The organism is Burkholderia sp. LMG 13014 (assembly GCF_905232215.1).
Classification (GTDB): domain Bacteria; phylum Pseudomonadota; class Gammaproteobacteria; order Burkholderiales; family Burkholderiaceae; genus Burkholderia.
On record NZ_CAJNKE010000388.1, the window covers coordinates 1 to 5856 of the forward strand.

At 66.8% G+C, this 5856-nt stretch carries 5 protein-coding genes; 3 read left to right on the forward strand and 2 right to left on the reverse strand.

Annotated elements, in window-relative coordinates; all coding sequences use genetic code 11:
* Window positions 1–819: aldehyde dehydrogenase family protein (locus JYJ84_RS26740; RefSeq protein WP_205189659.1), on the forward strand; the 819-nt coding region annotated here is incomplete at its 5' end.
* A gap of 171 nt (window positions 820–990) precedes the next feature.
* Window positions 991–1674 carry an alpha/beta hydrolase gene (locus JYJ84_RS26745; protein ID WP_175221571.1) on the forward strand — a complete coding sequence of 228 codons (684 nt, stop codon included), beginning with the start codon at window positions 991–993 and terminating at the stop codon, window positions 1672–1674.
* 53 nt (window positions 1675–1727) lie between these two features.
* On the opposite strand, the gene JYJ84_RS26750 is transcribed toward JYJ84_RS26745, so the two are convergent.
* Entirely contained in the window at window positions 1728–3239 is a 1512-nt protein-coding gene (locus JYJ84_RS26750) for an amino acid permease (RefSeq protein WP_175221570.1), read from the reverse strand.
* Window positions 3240–3346: 107 nt separating this feature from the next.
* The gene (locus JYJ84_RS26755; RefSeq protein ID WP_175221569.1) at window positions 3347–4753 is read right to left on the reverse strand and encodes an aspartate ammonia-lyase; all 1407 of its coding nucleotides are present in this window, start codon (window positions 4751–4753) and stop codon (window positions 3347–3349) included.
* 141 nt (window positions 4754–4894) lie between these two features.
* Between JYJ84_RS26755 and JYJ84_RS26760 the strand changes: the two genes are divergently transcribed.
* The coding region (locus tag JYJ84_RS26760) for a LysR family transcriptional regulator (RefSeq protein WP_205189661.1) at window positions 4895–5856 on the forward strand (962 nt) is incomplete at its 3' end.

The window sequence follows — 5856 nt, forward strand, 5'->3', positions numbered from 1 at the left end:
GCGGGCGAAGCGCTCGCGCGGCATCCGGACGTCGACTGCATCGCGTTTACCGGCTCGACCGCGGTCGGCCACAAGGTCGCGCGCTGCGCGGCCGATTCGAACCTGAAGCGCGTGTGGCTCGAACTCGGCGGCAAGTCGCCGCAGATCGTGCTGCCCGATTGTCCGGACCTCGAACGCGCGGCGCGCACCGTCGCGCATGCGGTGTTCTACAACACCGGGCAGATGTGTACGGCAGGCTCCCGTTTGCTTGTCCATCGTGCGATCCGTGACGAACTCGTCGCGCGCGTGCTCGCGATCGCACCCGAGTACGCGCCCGGCGATCCGCTGTCGCCCGCCACGCGCATGGGCAGCCTGATCGATGCCGCGCAGGTCGAGCGCGTGCTCGGCTACGTCGATGCGGGCCGCGACGAAGCGACGTTGCTCGCGGGCGGCAAGCGCGCACGCACCGGGAGCGGCGGCCAGTACGTCGAACCGACCGTGTTCGACTGCCCGCGTGCCGACGCGCGGATCGTACGCGAGGAGATTTTCGGGCCGGTGCTGGCGGTCACGGCGTTCGACGATCTCGATACGGCCATCGCGCACGCGAACGACACGCGCTACGGGCTCGCGGCATCGGTGTGGACGGCCAACCTGACGACCGCGCACGAAACCGCGCGCCGGCTGCGGGCCGGCACGGTGTGGGTGAACGGCTACGAGGAAACCGACGACATGAACTTCCCGTTCGGCGGCTTCAAGGAATCGGGCAACGGGCGCGACAACTCGCTGCACGCGCTGGAGAAATATACGGAGTTGAAATCGACGGTGATTCGGTTGCGGTGACGCGAAACGGGCGGCGCCTGCCACCCGTTTCGTCATGCATTAGATTTGTCTGAACAACCGCGCGCACAGCAATTCATTCCCAACAGGAAACAATCAATCGCCATCCGGCGATTCACCTCCCCGCCCGCACGCTCTAGACTGTCGCATCGCTCCCCTTCCCGGACACACGCAATGACCGACGTCCTGCCGCTGACCACCGATCCCGAGTCGGGCCTCCAGTACCAGCTCCGCCCGGCCGCCGGCCGCCCCGTTGCCCGCCTGTTGCTGCTGCATGGCGTCGGCGGCAACGAAACCAACCTGCTGAACCTGGCCAACCTCATCGATCCGAGCATCGAGATCGCGTTCCTGCGCGGCCCGCTCACGTTCGGGCCCAACCAATACGCATGGTTTCCGGTGCGCTTCGGCCCGAACGGCCCCGAAATCGACGCGGCCCGCGCCGACGCAAGCCGCACCCAGCTGATCACGCTGCTGCGTGCCTTCCACGCCCGCGATGACGCAGACGCCGCCTTGCCGACCGTGATCGCCGGCTTCAGCCAGGGCGGCATCATGAGTGCGGGCGTCGGCCTCACGTCGCCGGACGATGTCGCTGCCTTCGCGGTGCTGTGCGGGCGCATCCTGCCTGAAATCGATCCGCTGATCGCGCCGCGCGCCGCACTCCGCCCGCTCCATGCGCTGATCGTGCACGGCCGCTTCGACGACAAGCTGCCCGTCGCATGGGCCGACACCGCCGACGCGAAAACCACGGCGCTCGGCGTCGCTCACGATACGCGGCTGTACGCGGCCGGCCACGAACTGACCGCGGAAATGGCCCGCGATTTCAGCCGATGGGTCGGCGAACGCGCCGGGTTGAACTGACTGTAACGGGGCGCCGGTCGCGAACGAGCCGGCGTGCCCGACACGTACCGTCGTCAGGCGCCCCGTGCCGAATCGGCGACGGCGCGCGTAGCCGCAGATGCACCCGCATCCGCCGCCTGCTCTCGCGCGGCACCGCGCTTCGCCAGCTTCCAGCCGACCACCAGCGCGAGCACGACGACCGGAATCGTCGCGATGGTCCACGTGCCGCCCGGATAGTCGAATGCCATCAGCACCAGCACGCCGACGAGGAAGGCCAGCGTGAGCCATGACGTGAACGGCGCGCCGGGCATCCGGAACGACACGGCCTTCAGCTCGCCGCGATCGACCGCGCGGCGGAACAGGATCTGGCACATCACGATGAAGCCCCACGTCGTGATGATCCCGAGCGACGCCATGTTCAGCACGATCTCGAACGCCTGGGCCGGCACGATATAGTTCAGCGGCACGCCTATCGCATTGATCGCGACCGTGATCAGGATCCCGCCGTACGGCACACCGCGCGCGTTCATCCGCGACACGAAGCGCGGCGCCGAGCCGCCCATCGCGAGCGAGCGCAACACGCGCCCGGTCGAATAGAGACCGGAGTTCAGGCTCGACAGCGCGGCGGTCAGCACGACAACGTTCATCACGGTGCCGACGTACGGCACGCCGAGCTTGCTGAAGAACGTCACGAACGGGCTTTCGTGCGCGCTGTATGCGGTCCACGGCAGCAGCATCGTCAACAGCACGACCGAGCCGACGTAGAACAGCGCAATGCGCCACATCACGCTGTTGATGGCTTTCGGCAAGACCTTGCGCGCATCGGCCGTCTCGCCCGCCGCGACGCCGACGAGCTCGATGCTCGCGTACGCGAACACGACGCCCTGCACGATCAGCACGGCCGGCAGGATGCCGTGCGGAAAGATCCCGCCGTGATCCGCGACGAGATGCAGCCCCGGCATCTGGCCGGCGACCGGATGGCCGCTCGCGAGAAACACGGCACCGACCGCGAGGAACACCGCGAGCGTCCCCACCTTGACGATCGAGAACCAGAATTCCATCTCGCCGAACACCTTCACGCCGATCATGTTCATCACCGACACGATCCCGAGCGCGCCGAGCGCGAACACCCACTGCGGCACGTCCGTGAACACGGCCCAGTACTTCATGTAGATCGCGACCGCGGTGATGTCGACGATGCCGGTCGTCGCCCAGTTCAGGTAGTACATCCAGCCCGCGACGAACGACGCGCGCTCGCCCATGAATTCCCGCGCATACGACACGAAGCTGCCGCTGGTCGGCCGGTGCATCACGAGCTCGCCGAGCGCGCGCATGATCAGGAACGCGAACACGCCGCAGACGAGATACACGAGCGCGAGCGCGGGCCCCGCGTGCTGCAGGCGCCCGCCCGCACCGAGAAAGAGGCCGGTGCCGATCGCACCGCCCATCGCGATCATCTGCACGTGCCGCGGCTTCAACTGCTTCGCATAGCCGGCTTCGTGCGACGCGAACATCGCATCGGGGTCGGCATGACGGGAATCCGCGCCGCCGGCCGGATCGGCCGGGCGCTCGCTGCTGTGTTTCATCGTGAGTCTCCGTTGTTTCTTGATGTGTCGCGCCCCGCGCGGGGGGCGCTTCTGGATCTATCGCGCGCAGGCCGCCGGCAGCATGTGCCGGTGCCGCGCCGCCGGCGTCAAAGCACGCGCGGACGGATCAGCGCTTCGGGCTGCAGCGCTTCTTCGACCTGCGCATCGGTCATCCACTCGCGCTCCAGCACGACCTCGCGGATCGACTTGCCGGTCGCATGCGCCTCGGCCGCCACGGCGGTCGCGCGCTTGTAGCCGATGTACGGGTTCAGCGCAGTCGCGAGCGCGACCGAGCGCTCCATCGTTTCGCGCAGCCGCTCGGGATTCGCGGTGATCCCGCTCACGCACCGCTGCGCGAGCGTCGTGCAGGCCGCCGTCAAATGGCTGAAGCTGCGGAACAGCGCACTGGCGATCACCGGCTCGAACGCGTTGAGCTGAAGCTGCCCCGCCTCGGCGGCGAAGGTCACGGTCAGGTCGTTGCCGAACACCTCGAACGCAACCTGGTTGACGACTTCCGGGATCACCGGATTCACCTTGCCGGGCATGATCGACGAGCCGGCCTGCACGGGTGGCAGGTTGATCTCCCCGAACCCCGCGCGCGGGCCGCTCGACAGCAGCCGCAGGTCGTTGCAGATTTTCGACAGCTTGACCGCGATCCGCTTGAGCACGCCCGACACCTGCACGAACGCGCCGCAATCCTGCGTCGCCTCGATCAGATTCGGCGCGGTGCTCAGGTCGAGCCCGGTAATGCGCCGCAGCGCCGCCAGCGCCTTCTCCGCGTACTGCGGATGCGCGGTGATCCCCGTGCCGATCGCGGTCGCGCCGAGGTTGATCTCGCGAATCAGCCAGCCGGCTTCCTGCAAACGCGCAATGTCTTCCGTCAGCATCACCGCGTAGGTCGAGAACTCCTGGCCGAGCGTCATCGGCACCGCGTCCTGCAGCTGCGTGCGGCCAAGCTTCAGCAAACCGGCGAATGCGTCGGCCCGCTCCGCGAACGCATCGCGCAGGCGCGCCATCGCTTCGAGCAGGTGTTCGACCGCGAAGCAGGTCGCGACCCGGATCGCGGTCGGATAGACGTCGTTGGTGCTCTGCGCGAGGTTCACGTGCTCGTTCGGATGCAGGTATTCGTACTGCCCGCGCGCATGGCCCATGATCTCGAGCGCGCGGTTGCAGATCACCTCGTTCGCGTTCATGTTGGTCGACGTGCCTGCGCCGCCCTGGATGATGTCGACGACGAACTGGTCGTGCAGGCGCCCTTCGCGGATCTCGACGCACGCGGCGGCGATCGCATCGCGGTACGGCTGCGGCAGCAGCCCGAGCTCGCAATTCGCGTCGGCCGCAGCCTCCTTCACGGCGGCGAGCGCCATCACGAGGTACGGCAGCGACGCAATGGTGCGGCCCGAAATGTCGAAATTCTCCTTCGCGCGCAGTGTATGGACGCCGTAGTACACCTCGTTCGGAATACTTCGTTTACCTAAAAGATCCGCTTCGACGCGGAAGCCGTTTTCTGTCATCGTGCCCTCCTGAGTGTCTCGTGCCGCTCGTCGTTCGCCGCTTCCCGACGCGACGGGTTCGCATTCTATGCCTTTGCAAAAACAAGCTCGCTTCTGTATTATCGAAAGCGGTTTTGCGTGAGACGCAACAGCGAGAATCGAATGAAAAAAGGCGCGAAAGAATCCGGCATCGATCACATGGGCGCGATGCGCGCGTTCGTCAGAGTGGTCGAAACGGGGAGTTTTTCGGCGGTCGCGAAGGAGATGCACGTGTCGACATCCACCGTCGCGCGCAAGGTCACGGCGATCGAGGAGGCGCTTGGTGTCGCGCTGCTGCACCGCTCGACGCACAGCGTGACGCTCACCGAAGCCGGTCATATCTACCTGGAACGCGCCGTCACGCTAATCGCCGATCTCGACGACACCTTGCGCGTCGTCGCCGAACTGAATGCGCAACCGAGCGGCCCGCTGAAGCTCACCGCACCGGTGGCATTCGGCCGCCGCCATCTCGCGCCGCTGGTCGCGCCGTTTCTCGCACGCTACCCGACGATCCAGCTCGACGTGCGGCTCACCGACAACCACAACGATCTCGTGGCCGGCGGCTTCGATCTCGACATACACGAAGGCGAAAACTACCTGGACAACCTCGTCGTCCACCGCCTGTCGCGCAACGACAGCATCCTGTGCGCGACGCCCGGCTATCTCGACCGCTGCGGGCGCCCGTCCACGCCGGACGACCTCAAGCAACACAACTGCCTGCGCTACGTGCACCCGGAAGGCGATCCGCGCTGGGATCTCGTGAACGGCGACGCGCATCACAGCCTGCTGCCGGCCGGCAACCTCGTCACCGACCATTCGGAGCTGCTGCTCGAAGCGACCTGTGCGGGGCTCGGCATCGCCGAGTTCGAGATCTGGCTGGTGCGCGACCTGCTCGCGAGCGGCCGGCTCGAAGCCGTGCTGCCGCGCTACCGGCTGCAGAACCGGCTGACGGGCGAATACATCTACATCGCGTATCTGGCGAACCGGCGCAGCTCGGCGAAGCTGCGCGTCTTGAAGGACTTTCTCGCGGAACACCTCGCGCATATCGGCGAGCTGTCGGAGCGGGAGCTGACGAAGATTCGCGG

Coding starts and splice junctions, on each gene's coding strand:
- JYJ84_RS26745 (WP_175221571.1), top strand. CDS start 991: ATGACCGACGTCCTGCCGCTGACCACCGATCCCGAGTCGGGCCTCCAG.
- JYJ84_RS26750 (WP_175221570.1), bottom strand. CDS start 3,239: ATGAAACACAGCAGCGAGCGCCCGGCCGATCCGGCCGGCGGCGCGGAT.
- JYJ84_RS26755 (WP_175221569.1), bottom strand. CDS start 4,753: ATGACAGAAAACGGCTTCCGCGTCGAAGCGGATCTTTTAGGTAAACGA.